The sequence below is a fragment of the Burkholderia sp. Bp8992 genome, from assembly GCF_003853705.1.
GTDB lineage: Bacteria > Pseudomonadota > Gammaproteobacteria > Burkholderiales > Burkholderiaceae > Burkholderia.
Map to the genome: position 1 here is coordinate 560,501 of NZ_QTQI01000001.1, position 26,581 is coordinate 587,081.

Here is a 26,581-nt window from a genome sequence, read left to right on the forward strand (position 1 = left end):
CGGCGGGACAAGCAGCAGATGGGGACGAAAAGGGCGCAGCAGATGGCCGGCGTGACGCCGACGTGGGCCGGGCATGCGTGCGGGCATGCCCGGGGCGGGCGTTTATACGGCGGCGTCGATGACGAGCGCCGGATCGAGCGTGCGGATGCGCTGGTCGATGAAGTAACCGCCGCCTTCCTGGTAGCGCAGGAACAGGCGCCCGCACGAGCGGCAGCGGTTGACGGTGCAGCGGTTGTACGGGAAATGGCGCAGTGCGATCGGTGCGTCGTCCGACGCGTAGTGCGTGCCGGCCGGGTGATGTTCGGCGTAGGTCGGCTCCGTCTCGTCGGGCGGCGCGAGCGTGGCGACTTCGGTCAGTTGCGCGTCCTGCAGCGACAGTGGCAGGGTCGTCCATCCGGCGAGCGGCGTTTTCGTGCAGATGCACGACTGCGTGATGTGCGCGGCTTCAGCAGTCAGTTTCAACAGCGCGTCGTGATCGAGGTAGGGCAGTTGACTCATGGGCAATCGTGAAGGGCGGCGGGATCAGCACTGTAACCCGCGTGCGGATTGCGCGCATCACCGTGACGCAGGCGGTGCGCGCCGGGTGAGATTCAACCGCCCTTGCGGACCGACGGCTGCGCGACCAGCTCGCCGAGCACGCGGATCGCGCGCTCGATGTCGCGGCTCCACGGATGGCCGAAGTTCACGCGCACGCAGCGCTCGAAGCCGTGCGCTGCCGAAAACAGCGGCCCTGGCGCGAAGCTGATCCCGCGTGCGATCGCCTGGCGATGCAGTTCCATCGCGTCGATCGCGTCGGGAAACGCGAGCCACAGGAAGTAGCCGCCGTCGGGCCGCACCCATTCGACGCCGGGCGGCAGCCAGCGCCGCAGCGCGTCGTCCATCCGGTCGAGCTGCGCGTGCAACGCGCCGCGCAGCTTGCGCAGATGGCGGTCGTAGCCGCCGTGCTCGAGATAGTTCGCGATGCCGGCCTGGGCGGGAATGCTCGCCGACAGCGTCGTCATCAGCTTGAGCCGCTGCACCTTCTCGGCGAAGCGGCCGGCGGCGGCCCAGCCGATCCGGTAGCCGGGCGCAAGCGTCTTGGAGAACGAACTGCAGTGCATCACGAGGCCGTGTCGATCGAACGCACGTGCGGGCAGCGGATAGTCGGGGCCGAAATGCAGCTCGCCGTACACGTCGTCCTCGATCAGCGGCACCTCGCGCGCCGCGAGCAGCTCGACGAGCGCACGTTTCTTGTCGGCGGACAGCGTGACGCCGGTCGGATTCTGGAAATTGGTCATGAACCAGCACGCGCGGATGTCGTGCCGGTCGAGTGCGTTTGCAAGCGCATCGAGATCGAGGCCCGTGCGCGGATCGACGGGAATCTCGACCGCGCGCAGGTCGAGCCGTTCGATTGCCTGCAGTGCGGCATAGAAGCCGGGCGCTTCGACCGCGACGACGTCGCCGGGCCGCGTGACGGCCATCAGGCACAGGTTCAGCGCTTCGAGCGCGCCGTTCGTGACGACGATCTCGTCGATCGGCTGCGAGATGCCGGTGGCGAGATAGCGTCGCGCGATCTGCTGGCGCAGCGCCTCGTTGCCGGGCGGCAGGTCGACGACCGTGCTCCACGGGCTCACGAGCCGCGTAGCCTGCGCGAGCGACTTCGCCAGCCGCGGCAGCGGAAACAGTTGAGGCGCGGGAAATGCGGAGCCGAGCGGCACGATGCCGGGCTGCGTGGCGGCATCGAGAACGGAGAACACGAGGCTGCTGATGTCGACCTTGCGCGTGGCGCCGGCGCGGCTCGCGCGGCGCTTTGCGGCGGGCCCCGGCTCCGGCTCCGGCCTGGCGCCCGGCGCGACGTAGTAGCCCGAGCGTTCGCGTGCGCGGATCAACCCCCACTGTTCGAGCAGGTAATACGCGCGAAACACCGTGGACTGGCTCACGCCGTGTTGCGCGATGATCTGCCGCAGCGACGGCAGGCGCGTGCCGACCGCGAGGTTGCCGTTGCGGATTTCTTCGGCGATCGTGTGGGCGAGGGTTTCGTAGCGTTTCATCGGCGTGGGCGGAGCGCGCCGTCTCCACGCGCGGGCCGGAGCGGCGCCGCGCGGGCGAGGCGCGGGACATTGTCCGACGGGCGGCCCGAAAAGGAAAGCGCGGGGGCCGGCGGCCGCGCGTTCCCGAAGCGTCAGGCCGCGTTCGGCGCCGCATTCCGCCCGTTCGCACCGCCACGCAGCGGCGGCAGCGGCTCGACCTTGCCGACGATGAACAGGTACGACAGCGCGCCCACCACGCACAGTGCACCGGCCACCGCGAGCGGCACCGCGAACGAGCCTTTCGTGATCGACAGCATCACGCCCGTGAAGGTCGTGATGAAGATCCCCGCGAGATTGCCCGCGAAGTTCTGGATGCCGCCGATCGACGCGACGTGCGCGGGCGTCGGCGCGATTTCGCCGACGAGCGTCCACACGTTGGCGCCCGCGAACGACAGGCTCGCATACGCGAGTGCGAACAGCGCGAGGCACGCCCATACGTTTTCGACGAACGCCGACAGCGCGATCGACGACGACAGCAGCATCCCGAGCACGAGGCAGGTCTTGCGCGCAGCGGTGGCGCTCCAGCCGCGGCGGAACAGGCTGTCCGACACGTAGCCGCCGAGCCAGCCGCCGGGAATCGCGAGCAGCGCGGGCAGCATGCCCCACGTGCCGAGCGACGCGAGCGAGAAGCCGCGCGACTGCAGCAGGTAGCTCGGGAACCACGTGATGAAGAAGTAGATCGCGAAGTTCAGGCAGAACAGGCCGATCATCATTCCCCACACGGTGCGGTAGCGGAACAGGTCGAGCCACGACACCTTCGGGCCATCGGTTGCGGCCGCAACGGCCGGTGCGCCGCGTTGCGCGAGCAGCGCATCGACGGCATCGGGTGCGATCGCGCGGTAGCGTTCCGGGTCGCGATAGACGAACCACCACGCGAGTGCCCACACGATGCCGATGCCGCCCGTGATCACGAACGACCCGCGCCAGCCGACGATCGAGATCAGCCACGCGACGAGCGGCAGCGACAGCGCGGAGCCGACGCGCGAGCCGCTGTCGAAGATGCTGCTCGCGAGCCCGCGTTCGCTGCGCGGAAACCAGTTGAACGCGACCTTCGCGAACGACGGGATCGCGGCTGCTTCGCCGACGCCGAGCATCAGCCGCACGCCGACGAGTTGCGCGAGGCCGCGCGCGGCGCCCGTCGCGACGGTGAACACCGACCACCAGCCGACGGCCAGCGCGAGGCTCACGCGCACGCCGACCTTGTCGATGAACCAGCCGGCCGGCAATTGCAGGAACGCATAGGTCCAGAAGAACGCGCTCAGCACGAGCCCCATGCCGACCGCGTCGAGGCCGAGGTCGGCGCGGATGCTGGGCGCCGCGATCGCGAGGTTCGCGCGGTCGATGAAGTTGATGACGTTGGCCAGGAAGCACATCAGGATCATGGCCCATCGGATGCGTGGCATGCGGTGTCTCCGTGCGGAATGTCGTGACGGGCGGCCGGCGATCCGCAGCGCCGGCCGCCTCGATGGGCGGATCAGCGTGACGCGTGCGCGGTGGTGTCGAACTTCGCGAGTGCTTCCCACAGGCCGTTCAGGTAGACCGCGCCGAGCGCGCGGTCGTACAGGCCGTAGCCGGGCTTGCCCGTTTCGCCCCAGATCATGCGGCCGTGGTCGGGGCGCACGTAGCCGGTGAAGCCGGTGTCGTGGTACGCCTTCACGATCGCGGCGATGTCGAGCGAGCCGCAGCTCGACAGGTGCGCGGTTTCCTCGAAATCGCCGTTCGCGTCGACCTTCACGTTGCGGATGTGCGCGAAGTGGATGCGGCCCATCGCGCCGAACTCGCGTACCAGTGCTTCGACGTCGTTCTGCGGACCCGCGCCGAGCGAGCCCGAACACAGCGTCAGCCCGTTCGCGGGCGTATCGACGATGCGCAGGATCCGCGCGAGATCGTCGCGGTTCTTCACGATGCGCGGCAGCCCGAAGATCGGGCGCGGCGGGTCGTCCGGGTGGATCGCCATCTTCACGCCGGCTTCCTCGGCGACGGGGATGATCGCCTTCAGGAAGTACTCGAGGTTGGCCCACAGCGCGGCTTCGTCGACGTCGCGATAGTCGGCGAGCAGCGCCTGCAGCTGTTCGGGCCGGTAGCTCGAATCCCAGCCGGGCAGTGCGATGCCGTCGTTCGGATCGATCCGGTCGACCGCGTCGGTGCTGAACGCCAGGCAGGTCGAGCCATCGTCGAGCGTCTTCGACAGCTCGGTGCGCGTCCAGTCGAACACGGGCATGAAGTTGTAGCAGACGACGCGGATGCCGGCCGCGCCGAGATGGCGGATCGTCTGCCGGTAATGGTCGATCAGGCGGTCGCGGTCCGGCTTGCCGAGCTTGATGTCCTCGTGCACGGGCACCGATTCGACGACTTCGAACTGCAGGCCGGCGCGCTCGATCGTCGCCTTCAGCGCATCGATCTTGTGCACGGGCCAGACTTCGCCCACCGGTTCGTCGTAGATCGCGGACACGATATGCGTGACGCCCGGGATCTGGCGGATGTATTGCAGCGAGACCGGATCGGACTCGCCGTACCAACGGAAAGACATCTTCACTGGAGCGGCTCCTGGCTGGCGGTTCATGCGCGGACGACCGGGCGGCAGCGTGCCGGCCCGTCGTCGGTGTTCGGATTATGATTGGTATGCCAGTTGTGCGGGATAGTGGTTTACCAGTTGACCGGTTCCCGTGCAGGAGACATGACGCGTCGGTGACTGCCCGTCAGGATTGGCCGACAGGACGAATCGGAGATGGGCCGAAATTGGTGTACCATTTTGGCGATCCGGTGCCGCGAAGGCACCAGCCAGCCCGTTGCGAGCCTTTCGATGACCGATCTTTCCAGCCTGCCCGCCAGCCGCGACACCGACGCCGCGGACCGCTCCTATATCGGCCTGGCGCGGCAGATTCACGCGATGGTGGCCGCCGGCGCGTTCGAGGCCGGCGCGCGACTGCCGTCGGAGCGCAGCCTGGCCGACCAGTTCGGCGTCAGCCGCACGCAGGTGCGCGAGGCGATCATCGCGCTCGAGGTGCAGGGGATCGTCGAAGTGCGGATCGGCTCGGGCATCTACGTGTCGGCGGCCGATGCCGCGCGGCCGGTCACGTTCGAGGTACCGCGCGGCCCGGGGCCGATCGAGACGCTGCGCGCGCGCGGGCTGATCGAGGCGGAAGTCGCGGCGCTCGCGGCGACCGAACGCAAGGACGCCGATCTCGACCGCCTGTTCTTCTCGCTGACGACGATGCGCGAGCAGATGGACGACAAGGCCGCGTACGACGCGGCCGATCGCCAGTTTCATCTGCGGATTGCCGAGTCGACCGGCAACACGGTGCTGCTGCACATGGTCACGGCGATGTGGGACTGCGCGCGCAGCGATCCGCTGTGGGACAAGATCGAGGAGCATTTCCACTCGACCGCGCTGCGCGAGGCGTCGCAGGAGGATCACCAGCGAATCTTCGCGGCGATCATGGCGCGTGACGCAACCGGCGCGCGCGACGCGATGCGTGCGCACCTGTCGCGCGTGATCGCCGAGTTCACGCAGGCCTGGCGCTGACGTTCGTTGTCGCGGCCCGAAGCGGGCCGGTGCAACTTGCCGCATTCATCCGCCGGTGCCGGCGACCCTGCATGCCGCGTGCGGCTTCTTCCGATTGCGCGACCGTACGATTTATGGTCTCGTTGCGGGATATCGCATCGACTCGAAAAAGGACAGTCGAATGCAGCCGGGCGATTCATACGGGGTCCGATTGATCAGGGGAATCGGTGCGCGCATGCGTGCCCGCGGAGCCGTGCGCAGGCAGCTCGTCATACTGACAATCGGCTTGCTGGCGCCCGTCCTGCCGGCTTTCGCCGCCTCTCCCGAAACCGTCAACGACAACGTGCTGCGCGTGCTCGCATGGCCCGGCTATGCCGACGGCGACGTCGTCAGCGCGTTCGAGACGCAGTTCCACGCGCACGTCGAAGTGACGTTCGTCGATTCCGACGAAGCGTTGTGGTCGCGCATGCACAGCGCGTCGCCGCCGGCGTACGACGTGCTGGCCGCGAACACGGCCGAGATCCAGCGCTATGCACACGAACGGCTGCTTGCGCCGATCGACCTCTCGCGCATCCCGAACCGGCGGCGGCAGTTGCCGAACTTCCAGCAGCTCGCGGCGATCGGCGGGCTCATGCAGGACGGCGCGACCTACGCGATCCCGTTCACGTATTCGTCGATGGGGCTGATCTACGACCGCAAGCAGGTACCGGCGGCGCCGCGCTCGATGCGCGAGCTGTGGAATCCGCGCTATCGCGGCAAGGTGCTCGACTTCAACAGCGCGCAGCACAATTTCTCGTTCACCGCGCTCGCGCTCGGCTATTCCGATCCGTTTCGGCTGTCGTCCGCGCAGACGCTCGCAGTCGCGCGCAAGCTGATCGACCTGCGCCGCAACCTGCTGACGTACTACACGCTTCCCGAAGAGGCGACCGCGCTGTTCGTCCAGCATCGCGCGGCGCTGATGTTCGGCAACTACGGCACGCAGCAGGTCGAGCTGCTGCGGCGTGCGGGCGCGGACGTCGGCTACGTGATCCCGGAAGAAGGCGCGCTCGCGTGGCTCGACTGTTGGGCCGTCACGCGCGGCGCGCAACGCCCCGAGCTTGCATTCGCATGGATCAACTACATGCTCGAACCGGCGATCGGCGCGCTGCTGACCGAGCGCCAGGGGCTCGCGAATACGCTCGAGCCGCGCTCGGGCCTCGACACCGGGCACCAGCATCTCGTGTGGCTCCAGCCGGTCGAGGACATCGCGCGCCGCGAATCGTTGTGGAGCCGCATCGTGTCGGGCGACCGGCCGGAGCGGTTCGGAAAATGATCCGGCTCGGGCTCACGTCGAAGCTGTCCGTGCTGTTCGCCTGCATCGGCGTGATCGCGTCCGGCACGACCGGCTACTACGCGTATCGCGCCAACCGCGCGATGCTCGTGCAGGAAGCGCAGCATAGCCTGCTGATGTCGACGCAACTGCTCGGGCAGCGCTTCACGACCGTGCTGTCGGACGTTGCCGACGATGCGCTCGTGCTCGCGCAGTTGCCGTCGTCCGCGTTCGTGGCCGGCGGCGACAATCCGGACATCGCGCGACGCACGCGACTCGAGCAGGTCTATCACAGCTTCATGAGAAATCATCCGGAATACCTGCAGATCCGGCTGATCGCGAGCGGGCATTTCGGGATCGAACGCATTCGTGTCTATCGCGATGCGCGCGGCATCGTCGTGCTGCCCGAAAGCGCATTCCAGGAGAAAGGGCAGTTTTCCTACGTATTCGATACGCTCGCGACGGCGCCCGGCCATATCTACCTGTCGCCGATCGTGATCAACCACGAGACGGGGTCGCACGCGGCCGAAGGGCTGCCGATCCTGCGCGTGGGCACGCCCGTCGTCGACACGTCGGGCCGCACGGTCGGCGCGCTCGTCGTCGACGTCGAGCTGTCGCGCGTGTTCGACCGGCTCGAGCGCGACCTGCCGGAAGACTATGCGATCTATCTCGCGAACGAATGGGGCGACTTCCTCGTGCATCCCGATCCTGCGCAGACGTTCGGTTTCGATCGCGGCCGGCGCGTGCTGATGCAGGATCGCTTCACCGCCACGCGCGCGTTGTTCGACAACGCGCGAGCGAACGTGACGCTCAATGGTCTCGCGCAGCCCGACGAGGCGCCGGGCCAGATGTTCGCGTTCGCGCGCACGCCGTTCGGGCACGACGAGGGCAACCGCTTCGTCGTGCTCGGCATGGCGCGTCCGCTCGCGGACGTGCTCGCGCCGGCCGGCGTGCTCGGCGAGCGGATCGTTCGGATGGTGCTCGTGTCGAGCCTGCTGGCGGTGATTCTCGCGATCCTGTTCGCGCGTGCGATCACGCGGCCGTTGCAGACGCTGGCGCGTGCCGCGACGCACGTGTTCGACGATTCGACCGTCGAGCGGCTGCCGATCGCGCGCGCCGACGAGATCGGCGTGCTCGCGCGCTGTTTCGACAGCATGCGGGTCGAGATCCGCACGCAGGTCGCGATGCTGCGTGCGAAGCAGCAGGAGCTCACGCATCTCGCCGGCCACGACCCGCTGACCGCGTTGCCGAACCGGCTGCTGTTCATGGAGCATCTCGATGCGGCGATCCGGCATGCGGCGGCGGTGCGCGAAGGGCTGGCCGTGATGTTCGTCGATCTCGACCGCTTCAAGCAGATCAACGACCAGCACGGGCACTCGGCCGGCGACCGCACGCTCGTCGCGGTCGCGAAGCGGCTGAGCCATGTGCTGCGCAGCGGCGACATGGTCGCGCGGCTCGGCGGCGATGAATTCGTCGTGCTGATCGTGGACGTGCGTTCGCCGGCGGTGATCGGCGACGTCGCGTCGCGCATCCAGATCGTGATGGCCGAGGAGCTGGAGTTCGGCGAGCGGCGTATGGCGGTCGGCGCCAGCATCGGCGTCAGCGAATTTCCGGCCGACGGCGCGTCGGCCGAGGAACTGCTCGTCAAGGCCGATGCGGCGATGTACGCGGCGAAGGCGTCCGCGCAGTGTGCATGCGTGCGTTATCAGGATCTGGTCCGCGGCGGTGTCGCGACGGATGAAGGCGACCGGGTCGCATCGGGCGGCAGCCGCTGACGATCCGCCGGCAACGCATGCGCTACAAACGCGACGAGCCCGTCATGGACGGGCTCGCTGCATGGCCGGACCGCGCGCGAGGTGCGCGGAGCGGCAGGCTTAGTGGCCGAAGTAGACCGAGTCGTGTGCGCTTTGCGGCTTCACGACCGGGGCGCCGCCTTCGACGGTTGCGGCCGGTTGTGCACCGTAGCCGGTGTTGTCGGCACCGCGCACGCGGGCTTGGGCGGCCTGGATGTCGGCCGGGTAGTACGGGCTCGACAGGCCGGGCTTGTAGCCGGCGTTTTCAAGCTGGACGAGTTCGTTGCGCACCTGGGCGCGGGTCACGGTGCTTTGGGCGAATGCGCCGAACGAGGCGGACAGGGCAACAGCGGCAACGACTGCGGAAACGAGCGATTTCATGATGACCTCCGATGTTTGTTGGCTTTCCGCGTTCGACACCATGTCGTCAGCGGTTGATTACATCGTAGGCGCCGGTCGACTTAGGGTAAACGTGAGTTTCAGCGAAAGATCGTTGCTGTAGAGGCAATAATTCCGCCGCAAATGTCTTCCGTCCCCATTCTGTATTGCCGGATTTGCAACGGAACGGTGGTGGGCGCGCCGCGCGGATGGCGCGCACGGGCGGGCTCCCGACGGTAGCGGGAAGCGGGGACGGAAGCGGGCGGGTGGCGGGGAAGCCGGATCAGACGTCGTCGTCGATTTCCTTGCGCTCCCGGCGTTCCTCGTTGCCGCGGCGCGCGCGCAGGCGCTGCCGCGACAGCACGGCGATCACCTGCTGGGTCGGCGCGCCGGACGGCAGTTCGTTGCGGATGCGATCGGGCACCATCGGCAGGCCCGCACGCTGCCGGCGCAGCGCCTTGGCGATTGCCCGGCGGCATTCATCCCCGTGGCAATCCCATTCATCGCGGATTCTCTGGCAATAACGGCATTGTTCCATCAGGACAGTCTAACCGGTCTTCGGGAACGAGGCAGGGCGCCGGGCGGAAGGTCATGCACCGGGCCCGGCGAGCGCCTCCGCATGAGACTGGAAGCGGCGGTGTTCTTTCGGCGGAACGAGCGAGCCGCCGGTTGCCCAGATGACGTGCGTGGACGCGCCCATGTCGATCGCGTGGCGCCGCAGGTAGTCGCTGCCGGCCGGTGACCGCGCCAGCCAGCCCGGCCCGCCGACGGCGGCTGCGGCCGACGGCTCCAGTTCTATCCCCATCGCGCGTCGAACCGCGAGCAATTGCGCGTAGAGCTGCGCGTCGCTGACCGTGAAGACGCCCGACAACTGCGACGCCATCAACGGGCTGACCAGGTGCGACGCCTGCGCAACGGCCAAGCCATCGGCCTCGGTTCGGTTGTCGAGCCCGATGTCGTAGACGGACACTGGCCGGCCTGCGCCGGCGGCGAGCTGGACGAGCATGCACGGCGCCGCGACGGGTTCGGCGAAAAAGCAATGCACGTGTTCGCCGAACAGCGCCTTGAGGCCATACGTGATGCCGCCCGGTGCGCCTCCGACCCCGCACGGGAGATGGACGAAGAGCGGATGCGCGGCATCCACGCGGCGGCCCGATCCGGCAAGCTGCGCGGCGAGATGCCGGGCACTCGCCGCGTAGCCGAGGAACAGCATCAGCGAGCCTTCGTCGTCGACGAAGTGGCAGCGCGGTTGACCGCGCGATTGCGCCCGCCCGGCTGCGACGGCCTGCGCGTAATCGCCGTCATGCTCGACCACGCGGACGCCGCGTTTTCGCAGGCGCGCCTTCTTCCACGGTTTCGCATCGGTCGACATGTGGACGACCGACTCGAACCCCAGCGCGGCGGCCATCACGCCGATGCTCAAGCCGAGATTGCCGGTGCTGCCCACGACAACGGTATGCGTGGCGAACAGCGCGCGTGCGGCCGCCGACGCGAGGATCCGCCGGTCGCCCGTGGGGGCGAGCAGCCCGTGTTCGATCGCGATCGACTCGGCGAGCGCGAGCACTTCATGAAAGCCGCCGCGCGCCTTGATCGAACCGGCGACCGGCAATGCGTCGTCGCGCTTGATGAACCAGGCGCCGTGCGCGTCGTCCGCGTGCGGCAACGCGCGCCGCAACGCGTCCGCCGGCATCAGCGGCGATTCGATTTTTCCCGCGGTGGCCGCGAGTTCCGGAAACAGCTCGGCCATCAGCGGCTCGCAGCGCGCCAGCCGCGCTTCGGCCGCCGCGATGGCGTCGAACGAAGGCGCACCGTGCGGCAACGGGCTGCCGGCAGCGGGGTTCAGCCACAGCAGCGGGTGGCGGGATTGCAGTCTGGCTAATAGATCGACAGGTTGAAGCGGAGCGGTCACGGATCGGCCTTGGGTTCGTTGAGCGAAATTCGGAGCTGAAATGCTACGATTCCGCGCAACTGCGCAAAAGCGCCGATTTCTAATCAATGCATTAGCTGGACTTATACAAATGCGACTGGACGGATCGATCCTCGGTGCGCTGCTCTGTTTTGAAACGGCCGGCCGGCTGTTGAGCTTCACGAAGACGGCGCAGGCGTTCAACCTGACGCAAAGCGCCGTGAGCCAGCAGATCCGGAATCTGGAGGACCGGCTGGGTTATCCGCTGTTCGTGCGTCAGGCGCGCGGGTTGAGGCTGACGGAGAAGGGCGCGACCCTGCTCGCGACGATGTCGAGCGCATTCGGCGAGATCCATCGCACGCTCCAGACGCTTGGCATGTCGGATGCGCCGCTGCAAGTCAGTTGCCTGCCGTCGTTTGCGTTGCAGTGGCTGATGCCGCGCCTGACCGAATTTCACCGGCAGCAGCCCGACGTGTCGGTGCGTGTGCAGGCCGAATTCCAGGTGCTGGACCGTCATGCGATGGAGACCGGCGACATCGACGTGGCCGTGCGCTACGACCCGGTGCAATACGGCCGGCTGCATGCGGAAGCCGTTCTCGACGAAACCCTGTTTCCGGTCGCCACGCCGGCGTATCTGGCCCGGCATCCTGCGTTCGCCGGCGGGGAATCTCCGGACGGCGTCGTGTTGCTGCACGACGCCGCGCCGTGGGCCGGCGCGCCCGAGTTCGTCGAGTGGCGTACGTGGCTGGAGGCCGTCCGGCCAGCGTGGATCGCGCATCTGGACGGCCCTCAGTTCAACTTTTCCAGCCTGGCGATCACGGCCGCGTTGAACCATCAAGGCGTCGCGATGGGGCGCGCTGCGCTCGTGCATGACGAGATTGCGAGCGGGCGGCTGGTCGATGTGTTCGGCGTGCACGTGCGTGCGCCGGCGCGCTACGTGCTGCTGTCACGCAACCCGGACGATCCTCGAACCGCCGCCTTTTCGGGCTGGCTCAAGGCCGAGTGCGTGCGCTTCGGCGAAGCCTGGGCGCGCGTGATGTCGAACACGGCGCGATCTGCGTGATCGTTGTTGCCGGACGGCTGGATCGGAGTGCGAAGCAACAGGGTCGAAGCACGGCCGCAAACTACAGTTTCCCATCCATCGCCATACGGATGGCTTGCGCGCGGACGGAGCCGGTCGCCTCACCTGAGCGACCAGATGCCCCAGATCGCGATCAACAGGCCAAGGCCGAGCCCGCAGCCCAGCAACACATAGGTTTCCATTTCGTGCCTCTGAAAACGTGGCAGCGCCGATGTCGGCATCAGTGCGCGAACCGTAAAGTCGGCAGCGTATCGTCGGCGTCGACGGCCGGAGCGCTACGCCGGGTCCGCGCATACTACGCGTTGCAGCTTTCAGAACCCATGCGTGCTCGGTGACGGCGCACCGCCGGCTATTTTCCGGCTGCGTGTGTGCCGTCGATCTGCGCAGCGTGCGGGCCGCCGTGCTGGAACACGCCCGATTTCCAGATCATCTGCGACGCCGCGACGAGCACGAACAGCAGGACGACCATCCGGAAGATTTTCGGCGACATCCTGTCACGCAGCGGGCGCACCAGCCACATGCCGGCGAGGGCCGGCAGGCTGGCTGCCGCCGAGATCGCCAGGTCCGCGCCGCTTGCATGCGCGGCGCCGCTGAACGTCGTGATCAGCGTGACGATCGACACCACGAGGATGATCGCGATCTGCTTCGTGAACACGCGCCCGGTCGCGCCGGACGAAATCAGGTAGGTCGCGAGCAGCGGCCCGGGAACCGACGCGATGCTTTCCATCAGTGCCGCGCCGAAGCCGAGCGCGAACCCGACGGGCTTTTGCCATGCTTCCGGCAGGTTGAGTTTCGGTGCGGCGAGCATCAGCGCCGCGGCCACGATCAGCAGTGCGCCGGATGCCGCCTGCGCATGGCCGGGATTGAGCGACAGCAGGATCGCGACGCCGACGATATTGCCGATCACGGTGCCCGCGATCGGCGCGGCGATCTTCCGGGCCGTCGCCAGCACCTGGCCGCCTTCCAGCGCCTGCGGAATGTTGCGGAGGATGATCGGCATCGACAGCAGCAGCACCGCGTGCCGGATCGGCAGGAACTGGCTGAGGATCGGCATCGCGATCAGCGGCACGCCGATTCCGGTGATGCCCTTGGCCATGCCGCCCAGCAGCAACGCAATGGCGATGCCGGCCAGGTCGAGCACCGTGAGCGCCTGCAGGCTGGAAACCAGCACACCTTCAGTCAGATTGAAATGAATCATGGAGCGGCCTGTCGCGGCAGATCCGGCAGCGAGCGCTGTCGGTCGAACCCGTTGCGGTCGCGTGCGTTTCGCACGCATTCGTTCTTGTCTGGCTTGAACCGGTCATGCGATCGCATGGCACCGCCTCGTGTGCGGCCGGCGGGCGCGCGGCTCCGGTCCGGGCCGGCAGGTCGTGCCGGCAAGCATGAGCAACGCGGTGGCGTGGTTCAACATCGATTGTCGACCGCCGGCCGGTGCGCATGCAAGGGCGCGGCGGATCGAGCGTGCATCTTACCTGAGCGATGCGGACACGGCGTTTCATGCGATGGTGTCGATTCAATATAATTCATGACGGCTTGCCGCGTCATGCGGCGAATACATGCCATCGACACAAGGAAATCCGATGACGCTTGCCCAGTTGCAGGCCCTCGCGGCCGTAGTCGAACTCGGTTCGCTGACGGCGGCTGCCGATCGGCTCAGCCGCAGCCAGTCCGCGATCAGTCACGCGCTGACCGAGCTGGAGGACATCACGCAGGTCAAGCTGCTGTGGCGTGACCGGCAGCCGGTCGTCCTGACGGCGGCGGGCGAACGCCTGTGGCCGTACGTCCAGAGTGTCGTCCGTGAAGCGCAGATGCTGCGCCAGCAGTTCAGCCTGTCGCGCGGGAAGCTCGAAGGGCGGCTGGTGGTCGCGTCGTTGCCGAGCGTGTCGCTGGCGTTCGTCGTCCCCGCGCTCGAGGCGTTGAAGGCGCTGCACGAGGGCGTATCGGCGGTGCTGCTCGAAGGCACGGACAGCGAAGTCGAAGGGTGGATCGACGACGGGACCGCCGACATCGGCGTCGTGGCCGGCACGAAGACGTTCGCGCACAACCTGCCGCTGCTCGACGAGGATTTCGTCGCAGTGGCGGCGAACGGGATGTTCGCCGGCCGCAAGAGCGTGTCGGCCAGGCAGTTGTCCGCGGCGCCGTTCATTTTTTCGAAGGGCGGGTGCGGGCCGGTGATCGCGGATTACTTCGCGCGCGGCGGCGCGCCGCTGCAGGCGGCGTTCAACGTGGTCGAGATGCGCACCATCCTGTCGATGGCGGAGGCCGGCATGGGCGTATCGATCGTGCCGCGCATCACGCTCACGTATACGCCGTTCGGCGGCCGCGTACTGGAACTGTCGCCGCGGCTGCATCGTTCCGTGCGGCTGGCGTGGAATACGGCCGGCAACGCGGTAGCCGATGAATTCGTGAGGCTCGTCGACGCACAACGTGCGAAGGCGGGGAAGGCGATCCACGCACGCGCAAGGAGGGCCGGTAGCAAGCAGGCGGCACGATGAACGGCGTTCATGGGTGACTTGCAGTTTATTCATGCTGACGATGCCAAAAATGCAATACATTGATCGGACCTCATTCCCGTCGCCCCGAAGGAGATTGCCGTGCCGGCCTTGCCTACCCTGTTTGCGTTCGGACTCGTAGCGCTCGGCATGGTGCTGACGCCTGGACCGAACATGATCTACCTGGTGTCGCGTTCGATCTGCCAGGGCCGCCGTGCCGGGCTCGTGTCGCTCGGCGGCGTCGCGCTGGGCTTCGTGTTCTACATGGTGTGTGCGGCGCTGGGCATTACCGCGCTGGTGATGACCGTGCCGTATGCATACGATGCGCTGCGCTTTGCCGGCGCGCTGTATCTGGCCTACCTGGCGTGGCAGGCGCTGAAGCCCGGTGGCCGTTCGGCGTTCCAGGTCCGGCAGTTGCCGCACGACAGCCGCGTCAGGCTGTTCGCGATGGGGTTCGTCACGAACCTGGCGAACCCGAAGATCGCGGTGATGTATCTGTCGCTGTTGCCGCAGTTCATTTCGCCGGGCCACGGCAGCGTGCTCGCGCAATCGCTGGTGCTGGGCTGCGTGCAGATCGCGGTGAGCGTCAGCGTGAACGCGCTGATCGCGTGCATGGCCGGTTCCATCGCGGGCTTTCTGGCGGGCCGGCCGTTCTGGGCGTCGGTTCAGCGCTGGTTGATGGGCACCGTATTGGCCGGGCTGGCCGTGCGTATCGCGCTGGAGTCGCAACGCTAGAACACGGTGGCCGGCGCCCGGGAGAGCGGCCGGCAGCAAGCCGGCCTTGCGTCGACAGCTTCGGGCAACGTCACCCGTTGCAATTGCCTTCGGCCGCTTTGCCGACGCGAACGGGCGCGGCCTTGGCCTGGCGCCGGCTGCGCGTCGAGAGCCAGCACAGGATCGACCCGCCGCACACCATCGATGCGCCTTGCCAGAATTCGACCGACAGCGGCGCATGCAGCAGCGTCGCGGCGAACGCGGCGGCGAGCACCGGCGTGAAGTACGACGCGCCGACGATGACCGTCACGTTGCCGTGCATGATGCCGGTGTTCCAGGCCGCATAGCCGAACCCCAGCGCCGACGCCGCCAGCACGAGATACAGGACCGCGTGAAAGCTGAACGTCATGCCGCCGCCGCCTTCGATCGCGAACTTGATCCAGAGCGCCGCGGCGACCAGCATGAAGAACGGCGTGACGCCGTTCTTGCCGTCGGCGAGGCGTGCGGTGACCGTGCAATAGCCGGCCCAGATCAGCGCGCCGATGAACGCGAGGCCATAGCTCAGCGGATTGTCCGCGACGTTGCGGAGCATGCCGGCCGGATCGAGGCCGCGGTCGCCGCCGAGCACCCAGCAGATGCCGAGCATCGACAGCAGGACGCCCGGCACGACCAGCAGGTTTGCCCGCTGCTTGTTGAACACGATGGCGGCGACCAGCGTGAGGCTCGGCCACAGATAGTTGACCATTGCGACTTCGATCGCCTGCTGCCCGTTGCTCGCATAGCCGATCGACAGTGCGAGGCACAGTTCGTACGACACGAACAGCAGGCCGCCCCAGAGCAGATAGCTTCTCGGGAATCTGCTCAGATCGGGGAAGCCGACCGAAAACAGCAGCAGCACGGACGCCACCGTATAGATCATCGCGGCGCCGCCGGTCGCGCCGAGACTTTCGCTGACGCCGCGGACGAGCGCGACCACCGAGGCCCATAACAGCACCGCGCCGAGCCCGGCGAGCGTTGCCTTGTTCTTGCGTTTCATGCTTCCTGCCTGCTTCGACATGCCGATTCGATTGCGGATGATACGAGGCCGTTCGCGCGTGCTGCTGTCGCGAGCGGAAATGCGATGGAGTGATTTCGCCGGAAGCGCGCATTTTAACGGGGCGAAGCCGTTGCAGCGATCCGGCCGGACTCGTGTGTACGGCCTGCGGTCGATTCAGGCGCGCGAATCGGTCACGCGTCGTCGATCCGCCATGCGGCGCCGGTTGCCTGCCGCAGGGCTTGCGCGATGGCATCGAATGCGGCGGCTGACGGGATCGTGTGGATGCGATATTCGAAACTCATCTGCGCGGCCCGGTGTGCGAGCCGGGCAGCCTAACCCGTGCCGCGGCATCCCGTCCTCGCAGGCAGCGCAACCGGCGCCCGCCGCAGCGGGCGCCGGCGTGATTACCGCTCGCGCCGCTTCTTGCTCAGCTCGATCGTTTCGAACAGCTCGTACTGCGCGGTCGGGTGCTGGTCGGCACCCGGCGCGTGGTAGTAGCGCATCGTGATCGTCGTGTGCCCGCCCGGCTTGCCCGGATCGTGGTCGAACACGGCAATCCCGTAGCCGGTGCCCGTATCGCGGCGCGCGGACCAGATCGCATCCTCGAGCGCATCGGCCGGCTGGCGCACGAACGTGTTCGGCGTGCTGCCCGGCACCGGCCGGTTCGGCTTCGTGAACACCTTCGCACGCGCGAAACCGGTCGACGGGTTTTCGCCGTACACGTCGAGCGGTGCGCTGGTGCCGCCGCCGCCGAGGATCAGGTGGATCGTGCCGTGGCTCGTGTCGAACTTCGTGCGGTCCGGGTCGTTCGAGCCGACCGGGCGCGGCTGCAGCGTCTCGACCACTTCGCCGGTCGTCGCGTCGACGCCTGCGCGGTGATTGCAGCCGCGCACCGGGTAGCTGCGTTCGTAGTCGTGATCGTGGCCGCACAGCACGAGGTCGACGCCGTAACGATCGAACAGCGGCAGCCACGCTTCGCGAATGCCCTTGTCGGAGCCGTTGCCCGTCTTCGACGAACTGAGCGCGTCCTGGTGCATCTGCACGACGATCCAGTCGATGTCGTCGTCATGGGCGGCGTGACGCAGCGTGCGTTCGAGCCAGCGCGTCTGCTCGCCGTTGCTGTAGCCGCGCACGTAGAACGACGTGCCGGGTTCGATCGGCGGGCGGCCCGTGCTCGCGGCCGGCACGAGCGGCGCCGGGCCGCCGACGAATGCGGCGGCATCCTGGTACACGACATCGTCGGCATCGAGCGACACGAACAGCACCGAGCTCACGCGGAAGCTGTACCAGCGGCCGGGGAAGTGCGTGCCGTTCTCCGGCAGCGTATAGCGCGCGAGATACGAGTCGAGCCCCTGCGGGCCGTTGTTGAACTCGATCTCGTGATTGCCGGGGCAGGGCATCCACGGGCGGTTCGCAGCCGACGTCTGGTTGTTGTTGCCGAAATCGCGCCACACCTCGGGCTGGTGCGCGGGGTTCAGGTTCGCGTAGCAGAGGTCGCCGTTCAGCAGGTGGAACAGCGGCTGGAACTGCTCGACGGCCTGCACCGCGAAGCGGCTTTGCGGTGACGACAGCACCCACGCGCCGTTCGGCGTCGCGAGATCGCCGTAGCTCGTGAAGCGGAACGGCGCACGGCCGCGCGGCGCCGTCGAGAAGGTCGCGGAGAACGGCTGCGCGGCGTTGCCGTCGTTGTCGGCGGTGATCTCGTAGCGGTAGTGCGTATCGGGCTTCAGCCCGTGCACGCGCGCGTGGTACGCAAACACGGTTTCGCCGTTCAGGCCGTCGGTGTACAGGCGCTGGACGCCGTGCACGGTACGCGCCGGCTCGCCGTCGGCGACGATGCGCGCACGCGGGTTGACGGCCGGCGCGAGCGATGCCCACGAGATCACGACCTCGGACGTCGGGTCGTTGCCCCACGTCAGGTGGACCTGTTCGGGCGTGCCGTCCGGATTCGAGGCGGCGGCGCGCGCGGCCGCGAGGCCGCCGGCAGCGGTGGCGAGGCCGGAGACGCCGGCCAGTTTCAGGAAGCCGCGACGCGATACCGAGGCGGCCGGCTCGTTCGGCTGATCAGGGGAGGTGTCCTGGTTCGACATGGTCGGTGTTTTCGTGGGTGGGGACGCGAGAGGGTGGAACCGCGCGGCCATGCGCGAGCGCGGCCGGGGCGTGGGCCGGAAACGAGCGGGATCCCGGTCGCATGCATTGTCGAAGGGCAGTTTTGCCGCGATGTGACAGCCCCGCAACCCGGCGCGGGCGGCCGCCAATACGCAGGATCTTGCAGGATCTTGCCGAGCGGCACCGCGGCACATGCCGACGCCACGTCGGTCTCCCCGAAATTTATTTGCAGACTCCGCGACGGATTCCGTTCGCCGGCGCCGTTTAACGCATGAACGACCGCAACCGGTCGATGCCCGTTACTTCGGAGTCTTTCATGAAACTTTCTGTTCCACTGCGATTCGCTGCGGCATGCGTGGCCGCGCTGGCGGCCTCCGCGTCGTTCGCGCAGGCCGTGATCGTCGCGCCTTACGCGCCGCCGCCGCCGCGCGTCGAAGTGCTGCCGGCGCCGCGTGCGGGCTACGTCTGGGATCAGGGCCACTGGCACTGGCGGCAGGGCCGCTACGTCTGGATTCCGGGCCACTGGCAAGTGGTGCGCGCCGGTTACCACTGGGTGCCCGGCCATTGGGCCGCGCGCGGGCCGGCCTGGCGCTGGGTGCCCGGTCACTGGGCGTGACGCATGCGCCGCCGCATGGCACGCGGTGCCGGCGCGGCAGTTACTTCGTGCAACATCATGAGTCGAAGCCATGCCTTTTCGAACCATCGTGATCCTCGCGGCCGCAGCCATCGTGCTGGCCGGCTGCGTCGTGGTGCCGGCCCGTCCGGTGTATTACCGGCCCGCGCCGGTCGTCGTATATTGAGCGCGCCGGCCGCCGGTCGCGCGGCCGGCCGACAGGATCGACATGCCGCGCGAACCGGATGTCGATGAAACGGACATGGCCGACGCCGTGTGCGACGCCGGGCGCGATGCGCGCGGCAGTGCCGAACAGTCGGTGTGGCGCCGTCCGGTGATGGCCCGACGCATGCAAGGAGAGCACGACGATGAGCTTCAGCCGGGCGGCGGGTACCCCTGCCGTGACAGTGCGGCGCCCGCGCGCCGCGCGACGGAGCAGGCGGCGTTGAACGATCGCGGCGACCGCGATCCGGACGCGGAACTCGTCGCGCGCGTCGGCGCGCGCGATTCGTCGGCCGTGCGCGTGCTCGTCGCACGCAAGCTGCCGCGGCTGCTCGCATTGGCGACGCGCATGCTCGGCGACCGGAACGAAGCCGAGGACGTCGCACAGGAGACGTTCTTGCGAATCTGGAACCAGGCGCCGCGCTGGCGCGAAGGCGAGGCGCGCTTCGACACGTGGCTGCATCGCGTCGTGCTGAACCTGTGCTACGACCGCCTGCGCGGCCGGCGCGAGGAGCCCGTCGATACGCTGCCCGACGTGCCCGACACGCAGCCGGAGCCGGCCGCGCAGGCGGAGCTGCGTTCGCGCGATGCGCGCGTGCGGCAGGCGCTGGCCGCATTGCCGCCGAGGCAGCGGGAAGCGCTCGTGCTCCAGTACTATCAGGAAATGTCGAATGTGGAAGCGGCCAACCTGATGGGCATCACCGTCGATGCGCTGGAAAGCCTGCTCGCCCGCGCGAGGCGCAACCTGCGCGCGCAGCTGGCCGGCGACCCACCTAGCGAGGACAAGCGATGACACCCGAACGATTTCGCACCATCGTCGCCGCGTACGGCTCGGACGCGCGGCGCTGGCCGGCCGGCGAGCGCGCGGCCGCCGAGGCGTGGGCGCACGCGAACCCGCGCGAAGCGCTGCTCGCACTGGACGACGCAGCCGACCTCGATGCGTGGCTTGCATGCGATACGGTCGCGCCGCCCGCGCCGTCGCTGGTCGAGCGCATCGTCGCGACGGCGCCCGCGCCGCAGCGCGCACGCAGGCGCGGCAAAGTCTGGTGGTCGGGCGCGGCGTTCGCGGGCGTCGGCCTGGCCGGTGCGCTCGCGGGCGCGGTGGCCGTGTCGATGCTGATGCTCGGCGGCGCGCCGATGTCGCAGCATGAACCGGGCTATCTGACGACGACGTTCGGCGGCCCGAGCATCGACTGGAGCGATGAATGACTGAACGTGGCTGGAAATTCATCCTCGTCGGCTCGGTCGTGCTGAACGTGTTCATGCTCGGCGCGATCGGCGGCGGCGCCTATCAGTGGTTCTCGACGCATCGCGACCTGCATGCGGCGGGCGCCCCTGCATCGCGCACCGCGTTGCGTTTCGCGGCGGACGAATTGCCCGATGCACGGCAGCGCGAATTCGCGGCCGCGCTGAAGGCGGCGCGCAAGACCGGCCGCGATTTCGCGCGGGAAGGGCGCGACGGCCGGATCACCGTGCTGGACCTGCTCGCCGCGCCGCAACTCGATCGTGCGGCGATCGATGCCGCGCTCGACCGCACACGCGCGGCCGATACCGCGATGCGTGCGCAGGTCGAACGCAGCGTCGTCGATTTCGCGGCGACGCTGACACCCGACGAGCGCGCGAAGTTCGTCGACGGGTTGCAGCGCAGCGGGAACTGGCGGTTGCCGCCGAAGAAGCGGGGCGTACCGGAGAGTCAGTAATCGTCGTCGCGAGCCGGCATTGCGGCGGGCGTCACCGAGCGCACGGTCCTACTTGCCGACGCTGTTATCGAGGCGGCTCGCCGTTGCCGTCCGGCTGATTCGCACCGCGGACGCGTCGTCGGGAAAATGCGCGAGTCGTGCCGCCAGCGCCCGATCGAAGCCGGGTGTCGTTCTCGCGAGATCCAGCCAATTCCGCAGATAGGGAGAGTCCGGCGCATCGTATCGCACGTGCGACAGCACCATCGCCGCCGCCGCGTTGCCACCGGCGGCGCGCACCAGGGTCTCGGGTGCGACGACATTGCCTGCGTCCAGCACGGTGCGCGTCGTGCCGCCGTCCTTCGTGCGAATGCTGGCCGGCGGCCGGGTAAAGACGTAGTCGGCCGAAGCGGGCTGCCATCGCAGCGGCGCGAGCCAGTGCGGCGGCGGCGCGGCTGCGCTGCCGTAGGCGGCCGTCCACAGGCGCAGCGGCGCAGCGGCGGCGACGGTGTAGACGAACCGCGCATGCAGAAAACCGAGCGGCGCATCGAACGACTCGATCGGCTCGCCATCGGAAGTCGCGCTGACGATACGGATATCGCGGCCGCCGTGAACGGTCACGTCGGCTGACGCACCCGGTTGCAGTTCGACGTGCCGTCCGTCGATCGTCGCGGACACGGTGCGCGCGAGGCCGTTGTACACGGAGACGGTGACGCGGCCTTGCATCCAGCCGAACACGAGCACGGATCCGACGATTCCGAGTGCCACGGCCGCGCGCGCAATCCCGGGAAGCACGCCGCTGGCCGTGCCGAAGCGCTCGCGAAAGGTCGGCTGGTCGACGTGCAGCACGCGCTCGGTGCCGACGACCAGCGTGTCGTACGCGGCCGGAACGGATGGCGCCGGCGGCGGCGCATCCGTCGCCGGTGCGCCGGAACCCGCATGGGCGGCGGCGACGATCGCTTCCGCGCGTAGCAGTTCGTCGAGCGTGGCGCGGCGCAACGCGGAAAGTTGACCGGCCGCATGCTTGACCCAGCCGCCGGCGGCACGCAGCCAGTCGTCTATGTTGCTTCGTACAGGCTCGCCGAGCGCGAAATACCCGAGCGCGTCGGGCCAGGTGTCGATGCCGAGCGCGTCCAGCACGGGCGCGCCCGGGCGTACATCCTCCGCATGGTGGAAGACTTGTGCCAATGCACGCTGCAGCTGCTCGGCCGCGCGGACGATATGGCCGATGCCGTGCTCGGTGATCGTCCCGCCTGCCGTGGCGCGCTGCCGCCACAGCGACAGATGCGCGTGAGCGTCGCGCACATTCGCTTCGGTGTGCTCCGCATAGTGAAGCAGGCTCAGCAAGCCTTCGAGATACGCGCGCCATGCGGGCGACAGCGTGTCGGCGGCGGCCAGGTGGGCGCTGCGTACCGCCTTCAGCACCGCATGCAGGCGGCCGCGGGCGATGGATCGCTCGGCATCGACCGCATCGATCGCGCCGGGCAACTCGGCGCGCCGGAGTACCCGGCCGCGGTGGCGGATGACCCCGTCGATCGCTTGATAGCGCCCGTCGCGCAGCGAGCAAAGCAGCGCATGCTCGCGATCGAGCTTGCGCAGCCGCTCGAGGTCGTGGCCGATGGTGGCAGCGTACAGCGTGTCGGTATCGAGCGGACCGACGCGAGTAACGCGCTCCGTCAACGACTGCACGGACCGCGCGTGCCGGGTAGCCGGGAAACCCATGTAGATGCCGCGATATTGCGGCCCAAGATGTTCCTGCACGAAATGTTCGTCCAGTTGCCGCAGCGAAACGTCGGGATCCACCGGCGCGTGTCCGGTGTCGCCGACCAGCGCGGCCGTCAGGTGCTCGCGCAGGCTGGGCGCGTCGTCGAACAGGAGCCACGCGCTGCGTTCGTCCACGGGCGCGGCGAGATACGTGCGTTTCGCGTTTTCCTCCCGTTCGTGATTCTGCGGGTGCGTGGCCCACATGCGCGGCGGCTGCGCGATTTCCCGGTCGAACACGCGGAATGCGTCGGCTGCGTCCGCCGGCACCTGCGGGCGCTGGCCGTAAGCCGGATCGTTGTAGATGCGGCCGAGGCGATCGGCAAAAGCCAGCTGCACGACGAATGCATCGCGCGGCGGCCGGCCGTTGGCGACTTCTCCACGCAGCAGGCCCAATGTGCGGTCCCATGCGTCGTCCGCAATCTGCAACCGGTGCAACGCATGCACGATGGCATCGCTGCCGGTCAGCGACACGGCGACCAGGTCGGCTTGCATCTCCATTTCACGCGACAGCGCACGTTGCGCGACGACAACCAGGCGGAACGCCATGTCGATGATCGATCGCAATGCCCAGACGGCGAGACCGAGCAGCCAGCCGATCCACGAGATGCGCACGTCCACGTTCGACAGGCGGTGCAGCACGCGGTCGAGGAGGTCGCGCTGCGCCACGATATGGACGGCGATCTGCTGCGCGGTGTAGACCCATCGGCCCAGCGCCATCGACCGCTGCGCGAAATGCCCGAACTCATGCGCACACACCGCCTTGAATTCAGTGAGATTGAGCATGTTGACGAGCGCGAGCCCGATCTCCAGATGCTTGAGCGAAGGCCGAACCAGATTCAGCAGCGACAGGTCGTAGAACACGGCCGCATTGACCCGCGCACTGACGAACACCTTGTTCGGGGGCGGCGCGCCGGCGTCTTCCGCGATACGTTCGAGGAATGCGAACAGCCGCGGCTGCTGTGCGCGCGTCAATTCAACGCGGCCCGTACTCTCGTCTTTCCGGACGAAGAAGAGCGCCTTGGCCAGGAATACCGCCAGGAACAGGCTGCCGCCGCACGAGAGCCATTCGGGCAACCCGGCCGACCCGCCATCCAGCGCGAGCCGCAGTGCACCGGTGATTGCCGAGAAGGCGAACCACGCGGTCAGCGCGAAATACAGCAGGATGAACAGCACGAGGCCCGCGACCGCCAGCCACACGTTGCGGCGATACGCGGTGCTCGCGCGCGTGAGTCCGGCCGGCACGTCGCGTGGCCCGGCGGGGTAAAGAGTGACCATCGTGTTATCGACCCATGAGCGTAAGCAGCGCGTCTGTCGCGCGATTAGGACATCGGACTGTGACAGCCGATCGATCGTGCCGGCATGGCGTTTCCTGGAATCGCGAGGCCTTCGAAGGCGAAATGAAAACCGGATGAAAGCATTCGCGCCGCGTTGCGTATTCGAAACGCCCGACCGGCAAAAATCGCCACCCACCGAAAAAAAAGATCAGGCAGAATAAGCCGCCGTGTCGTTTCGGACTGGCAAACAAATATCAATGAAACGCGCATGCCGGAGCGTATTCCGGAATTCGGGGGAATGCCATGTTCGTCTTCTGGGGGCGGAAGTTAGTCTATCGCAAGCAAGGCTACGTAGCGGACTTCTGTCCGATCTGCCGAACGCCGCGTACGTTCGAATTGCAGCGGGTCGGCTCCGCCGGTCATGTCTACAACATCTCGGTTGGGGAAGGGCGGCTGGTCGGATATCAGCGAACTTGCCAGACTTGCCGAACGCCGGTCAAGAGCGAGCTGTCCACCTATGCGAGCGTGTCGCCGAAGGCCGCGCCGCTGCCGGAGCTGACCGCGCAGACCTTTCCGAATCTGGAATCGGCATGGAGAGACCGGCTCGTTCTCGAAGAGCGGGTACGCACCGCGCTCCCATCGCTGCAGCCCGACGAGCGACAGACGCTGATTCGCGATCCGTTCGTTGTGCTATCGACGAAGGTCGAACGCTATTTCGCATCGAGCCGGGTCAACTGGCGAGACATACTCGCGATATTCGTCGCCTTCGCCGTCGCGATCGTAGGGTCCGTGACGGTCGGCATGGTCGCACCGGACGCGACGAACTACGGCATCTATTTCTTCATCGCGCTTGGCATATTGATCGTTGTCATGCAGATCAAGGCGACGGGGCGTCGTTATATGGTCAAGCAGATTGTCCCGCCGCTCGCGTCTGCGCTTGCGCCATTGCAGCCGACCCGGGAGGAAATCGATTCGGCGTTTCGCGAACTGGGTCTTTCGCAGCCGCGGATGGCGCGCAAGCTGCCGATCGAGGCGTTGATGTCGAGCCTGTCCGGCAAGCATGCTGCGGGGCTCGGCGACGCGGGTGCCGGCCGCTGAGGTAACCGTACGCGCCTGACGGCGATTGAAAGCAAACAGCAAGCCATCTGGTTCACCGGCCGCGAAGCACAAATATTTCGCAGTCCCGCGACGGATTTCCCGGCGCTCCCGCGTTGAACGTGGGTACGCACCGCGAGAGAGCCCGTCATGGATCACCCGAACGACATCACGCCGGCCGCGATCGCGCTGAACCGCTTCGGTCTCGGCGCGCGGGCCGACGAAGCGCCGCCAGCAGACCCGAAGGCGGCACTCGTCGCGCAATTCGATCGTTACGACGCACGGCCCGCCGCGTGGGCCGGCGAGCCCGATGCGGTGGCGCTCGCCACGCGTTTCGCGAATGCACGCAACGCGATGACGGGCGACGACGCGGCCGCGAAGCGTGCGATCGGGCAATCGATCCGGCGCGACGGCTACGACGCCTATCGCAGTGCCGTCGCCGCCCGCATGAACAGCGCGCTGAACACGCCCGCGCCGTTCGTCGAGCGTCTCGTGCATTTCTGGGCGAACCATTTCGCGGTCTCGGTCGACAAGGGGCAGGTGGCTGCCTATGCGGGCGCGTTCGAACGCGACGCGATCCGACCGCACGTGCTCGGCCGCTTCGAGGACATGCTCGTCGCCGTCGAGCGGCATCCCGCGATGCAGGTGTTCCTCGACCAGGCACGCTCGGCCGGCCCCGACAGCCCGGCCGCGTTGCGCGCCGAAGCGCGCAATCCTTCGGCAAAGCGCGGGCTCAACGAGAACCTCGCGCGCGAAATCATGGAGCTGCACACGCTCGGCGTGCGCACCGGATACACGCAAGCCGACGTGACGGAATTCGCGCGCGCGCTGACCGGCTGGAGCATCGCCGGCGGCCGCGGCCCGCAGCCGGGCGATGCCGCTCCCGGTGCATTCGTGTTCCGCCCGAAGCTGCACGAACCGGGCACGCGCACGGTGATGGGACGCACCTACGACCAGACGGGCGAAGCGCAGGCGCGCGCGATCCTGCACGACCTCGCGCACTCGGACGCAACGGGCCGGCACATCGCGTTCCAGCTCGCACGTCATTTCGTCGCCGACAATCCGCCGCCCGCGCTGACCGACCGGCTGGCCCGCGCCTTCGATGCGAGCGGCGGCGACCTGCCGACCGTCTATCGCGCGCTCGTCGATGCGCCCGACGCGTGGTCGCCGGTCAACCGCAAGTTCAAGACGCCGTGGGAGTGGGCCGTATCGTCGCTGCGCGGGCTCGGCTGGAGTGATACGGGCGACCTGAAGGCCGCGCCGCTGCTCGCTCAGCTCGGCCAGCCGGTGTGGCGGCCGGGCTCGCCGGCCGGCTACGACGATGTCGACGCGAGCTGGGCTGCGCCCGACGCGCTCGTGCGCCGCGTCGAGATTGCACAGCGGCTGGCCGCGCGCACGGGCGACCGCCTCGATCCGCGCACGCTCGGCAACACGCTGCTGGCCGGTTCGATGAGCGCGGCGACCGCGACTGCGCTGTCGCGTGCCGAAAGCGCGACCACGTCGCTCGCGCTGCTGCTCGTTTCGCCCGATTTCCAACGGAGATGA

At 68.0% G+C, this 26,581-nt stretch carries 23 protein-coding genes; 12 read left to right on the forward strand and 11 right to left on the reverse strand.

Translation table 11 applies throughout. From position 1 onward, the window contains the following. Positions 1-102: 102 nt before the first annotated feature. The 4 genes from DIE03_RS02490 to uxuA form a co-directional block, all read right to left on the reverse strand. Complete coding sequence (locus DIE03_RS02490; RefSeq protein WP_124447118.1) at positions 103-498, reverse strand: hypothetical protein; 396 nt, start codon at positions 496-498, stop codon at positions 103-105. A gap of 92 nt (positions 499-590) precedes the next feature. After that, a complete protein-coding gene (locus DIE03_RS02495) occupies positions 591-2,030 on the reverse strand; it encodes a PLP-dependent aminotransferase family protein (RefSeq protein WP_124447120.1) in 1,440 nt (479 codons plus the stop codon). Positions 2,031-2,161: 131 nt separating this feature from the next. Beyond that, positions 2,162-3,472, reverse strand: a complete 1,311-nt coding sequence (locus DIE03_RS02500; protein ID WP_124447122.1) for an MFS transporter — start codon at positions 3,470-3,472, stop codon at positions 2,162-2,164. Between the two features lie 71 nt (positions 3,473-3,543). Then, entirely contained in the window at positions 3,544-4,605 is a 1,062-nt protein-coding gene (gene uxuA / locus DIE03_RS02505; RefSeq protein ID WP_185658080.1) for a mannonate dehydratase, read from the reverse strand. A gap of 267 nt (positions 4,606-4,872) precedes the next feature. Between uxuA and DIE03_RS02510 the strand changes: the two genes are divergently transcribed. The 3 genes from DIE03_RS02510 (at position 4,873) to DIE03_RS02520 (ending at position 8,658) form a co-directional block, all read left to right on the forward strand. Beyond that, the gene (locus DIE03_RS02510) at positions 4,873-5,595 is read left to right on the forward strand and encodes a FadR/GntR family transcriptional regulator (protein ID WP_124447126.1); all 723 of its coding nucleotides are present in this window, start codon (positions 4,873-4,875) and stop codon (positions 5,593-5,595) included. 160 nt (positions 5,596-5,755) lie between these two features. Next, entirely contained in the window at positions 5,756-6,886 is a 1,131-nt protein-coding gene (locus tag DIE03_RS02515; protein WP_124447128.1) for an extracellular solute-binding protein, read from the forward strand. After that, entirely contained in the window at positions 6,883-8,658 is a 1,776-nt protein-coding gene (locus tag DIE03_RS02520; RefSeq protein WP_124447130.1) for a GGDEF domain-containing protein, read from the forward strand. The genes DIE03_RS02515 and DIE03_RS02520 overlap by 4 nt, the downstream gene beginning before the upstream one ends. Positions 8,659-8,757: 99 nt before the next feature. On the opposite strand, the gene DIE03_RS02525 is transcribed toward DIE03_RS02520, so the two are convergent. The 3 genes from DIE03_RS02525 to DIE03_RS02535 all read right to left on the reverse strand — a co-directional run bounded on the left by DIE03_RS02525 (position 8,758) and on the right by DIE03_RS02535 (position 10,963). Next, positions 8,758-9,057: a DUF4148 domain-containing protein gene (locus DIE03_RS02525; protein ID WP_124447132.1), complete on the reverse strand. Its 300-nt coding sequence runs from the start codon at positions 9,055-9,057 to the stop codon at positions 8,758-8,760. Positions 9,058-9,337: 280 nt separating this feature from the next. Then, positions 9,338-9,592 carry a hypothetical protein gene (locus DIE03_RS02530; RefSeq protein WP_027791787.1) on the reverse strand — a complete coding sequence of 85 codons (255 nt, stop codon included), beginning with the start codon at positions 9,590-9,592 and terminating at the stop codon, positions 9,338-9,340. A 51-nt stretch (positions 9,593-9,643) separates the two neighbouring features. Further along, a complete protein-coding gene (locus tag DIE03_RS02535) occupies positions 9,644-10,963 on the reverse strand; it encodes a D-serine ammonia-lyase (RefSeq protein WP_124447291.1) in 1,320 nt (439 codons plus the stop codon). A 103-nt stretch (positions 10,964-11,066) separates the two neighbouring features. Between DIE03_RS02535 and DIE03_RS02540 the strand changes: the two genes are divergently transcribed. Continuing rightward, positions 11,067-12,023 (forward strand): LysR substrate-binding domain-containing protein, encoded by a 957-nt coding sequence (locus tag DIE03_RS02540; protein WP_185658089.1) that lies wholly within the window; start codon positions 11,067-11,069, stop codon positions 12,021-12,023. Positions 12,024-12,390: 367 nt separating this feature from the next. Here the strand turns inward: DIE03_RS02540 and DIE03_RS02545 are convergent, their stop codons facing one another. Continuing rightward, positions 12,391-13,239 carry a sulfite exporter TauE/SafE family protein gene (locus DIE03_RS02545; RefSeq protein WP_124447136.1) on the reverse strand — a complete coding sequence of 283 codons (849 nt, stop codon included), beginning with the start codon at positions 13,237-13,239 and terminating at the stop codon, positions 12,391-12,393. A gap of 382 nt (positions 13,240-13,621) precedes the next feature. Here DIE03_RS02545 and DIE03_RS02550 point away from each other — a divergent pair, with 382 nt between their 5' ends. Both DIE03_RS02550 and DIE03_RS02555 read left to right on the forward strand, forming a co-directional pair. Then, a complete protein-coding gene (locus DIE03_RS02550) occupies positions 13,622-14,536 on the forward strand; it encodes a LysR family transcriptional regulator (protein ID WP_124447138.1) in 915 nt (304 codons plus the stop codon). Between the two features lie 99 nt (positions 14,537-14,635). Beyond that, a complete protein-coding gene (locus tag DIE03_RS02555) occupies positions 14,636-15,268 on the forward strand; it encodes a LysE family translocator (RefSeq protein WP_124447140.1) in 633 nt (210 codons plus the stop codon). A gap of 70 nt (positions 15,269-15,338) precedes the next feature. Here the strand turns inward: DIE03_RS02555 and yddG are convergent, their stop codons facing one another. Then, on the reverse strand, positions 15,339-16,283 hold the full coding sequence (gene yddG, locus DIE03_RS02560) for an aromatic amino acid DMT transporter YddG (RefSeq protein WP_148092899.1): 945 nt from the start codon (positions 16,281-16,283) through the stop codon (positions 15,339-15,341). A gap of 404 nt (positions 16,284-16,687) precedes the next feature. Next, positions 16,688-18,373, reverse strand: a complete 1,686-nt coding sequence (locus DIE03_RS02565; protein WP_124447144.1) for a metallophosphoesterase family protein — start codon at positions 18,371-18,373, stop codon at positions 16,688-16,690. 335 nt (positions 18,374-18,708) lie between these two features. On the opposite strand from DIE03_RS02565, the gene DIE03_RS02575 reads away from it, so the two are divergent. The 4 genes from DIE03_RS02575 to DIE03_RS02590 all read left to right on the forward strand — a co-directional run bounded on the left by DIE03_RS02575 (position 18,709) and on the right by DIE03_RS02590 (position 20,927). Continuing rightward, positions 18,709-19,008, forward strand: a complete 300-nt coding sequence (locus DIE03_RS02575; RefSeq protein ID WP_124447146.1) for a YXWGXW repeat-containing protein — start codon at positions 18,709-18,711, stop codon at positions 19,006-19,008. 226 nt (positions 19,009-19,234) lie between these two features. Next, complete coding sequence (locus tag DIE03_RS02580; RefSeq protein ID WP_124447148.1) at positions 19,235-20,020, forward strand: RNA polymerase sigma factor; 786 nt, start codon at positions 19,235-19,237, stop codon at positions 20,018-20,020. Continuing rightward, positions 20,017-20,436, forward strand: coding sequence for a hypothetical protein (locus tag DIE03_RS02585; RefSeq protein ID WP_124447150.1), 420 nt, complete (start codon positions 20,017-20,019; stop codon positions 20,434-20,436). The genes DIE03_RS02580 and DIE03_RS02585 overlap by 4 nt, the downstream gene beginning before the upstream one ends. Beyond that, positions 20,433-20,927, forward strand: a complete 495-nt coding sequence (locus tag DIE03_RS02590; protein WP_124447152.1) for a periplasmic heavy metal sensor — start codon at positions 20,433-20,435, stop codon at positions 20,925-20,927. Before DIE03_RS02585 ends, DIE03_RS02590 begins: the two co-directional genes overlap by 4 nt. 48 nt (positions 20,928-20,975) lie before the next feature. Here the strand turns inward: DIE03_RS02590 and DIE03_RS02595 are convergent, their stop codons facing one another. Next, a complete protein-coding gene (locus DIE03_RS02595; protein WP_124447154.1) occupies positions 20,976-23,942 on the reverse strand; it encodes a M48 family metallopeptidase in 2,967 nt (988 codons plus the stop codon). Positions 23,943-24,244: 302 nt separating this feature from the next. On the opposite strand from DIE03_RS02595, the gene DIE03_RS02600 reads away from it, so the two are divergent. Then, positions 24,245-25,039 (forward strand): hypothetical protein, encoded by a 795-nt coding sequence (locus DIE03_RS02600; protein WP_124447156.1) that lies wholly within the window; start codon positions 24,245-24,247, stop codon positions 25,037-25,039. Positions 25,040-25,186: 147 nt separating this feature from the next. Then, positions 25,187-26,581 (forward strand): DUF1800 family protein, encoded by a 1,395-nt coding sequence (locus DIE03_RS02605; protein ID WP_124447158.1) that lies wholly within the window; start codon positions 25,187-25,189, stop codon positions 26,579-26,581.